Consider the following 775-nt stretch of genomic DNA (forward strand, 5'->3'; position numbering starts at 1 on the left):
TGTTGGTCGCCCTTTCCTAATGCCTATGAGCGTTCGATGCAGGTGGGTCGCTTTCGCCCTAACATTAACACTGGAATTGCTAAAAAAGTGAACATTAATGGATACTACGTCGTGACCCATAAGAGGGTGGGAACATTCGAGCCGTTTATTCTTTATTCTGATGGAACGTTTGGCAATATCGTTTTTAAAAATAGAGACTCACTTTACGAGCAGAAAAAACAAGATGCAGATTTGATGCAAGAAATTATAAGTTCAGAAAAGGGATTTTGTGGGGGAGGTGGATATTATGAAATTAAAGGAGACACATTGGAAGTTGATAAAGTATATCGTTATCAACTCCGCAAAGTGTTGGCGAAGATCGCTTTAAGATAATCGATAAAAATCACCTCCTTCTCTTTAGCGGAATGTGGGTTGTATCAAAGAAAGAAGACGTACCTGAACCTTATGATGTACTTTACGAATTTGTCCCTGCTAAGAATTTGCCACCCTCCACAAGCTTTGGCTGTAAGCTGAACAAGTATATGTGGGAGAACAAGGCCGACTGGAAAGCCTATAAGCAAAGAATGAAACAGCAAATGATAATGAAAAAGTGGTAACTGATGTTGGAGATAATGTCATTAGGACGAGCTTTTCATACCTGTGGCGTATCTTTCTTTTGGATATAAAATCGACATTAAATGTTTGGTTGTATGAAAATAGTATTCTACATAATAGGTTGTTTGTCATTCTCTTCTTGCTGGTGTCCTTTCCCAAATGCATACGAGAGGTCGATGCA

Annotated in this window: 2 protein-coding genes; both read left to right on the top strand. The window is 39.0% G+C overall.

All coding sequences use genetic code 11. The annotated features are described in order from the left end of the window. Window positions 1-372, top strand: a 372-nt coding sequence (locus HMPREF0670_RS16885; protein ID WP_044078541.1) for a hypothetical protein, incomplete at its 5' end; no start/stop codon positions are given. Between the two features lie 32 nt (window positions 373-404). After that, window positions 405-596: a hypothetical protein gene (locus HMPREF0670_RS15130; RefSeq protein ID WP_009232006.1), complete on the top strand. Its 192-nt coding sequence runs from the start codon at window positions 405-407 to the stop codon at window positions 594-596. The last annotated feature ends 179 nt before the right edge of the window (window positions 597-775 follow it).

The organism is Prevotella sp. oral taxon 317 str. F0108 (genome assembly GCF_000162415.1).
Taxonomy (GTDB): Bacteria; Bacteroidota; Bacteroidia; order Bacteroidales; family Bacteroidaceae; genus Prevotella; species Prevotella conceptionensis.

What these genes read in the sequence shown, in the direction of transcription:
- HMPREF0670_RS15130 (WP_009232006.1), top strand. Translation starts at nt 405, where the DNA reads ATGTGGGTTGTATCAAAGAAAGAAGACGTACCTGAACCTTATGATGTA.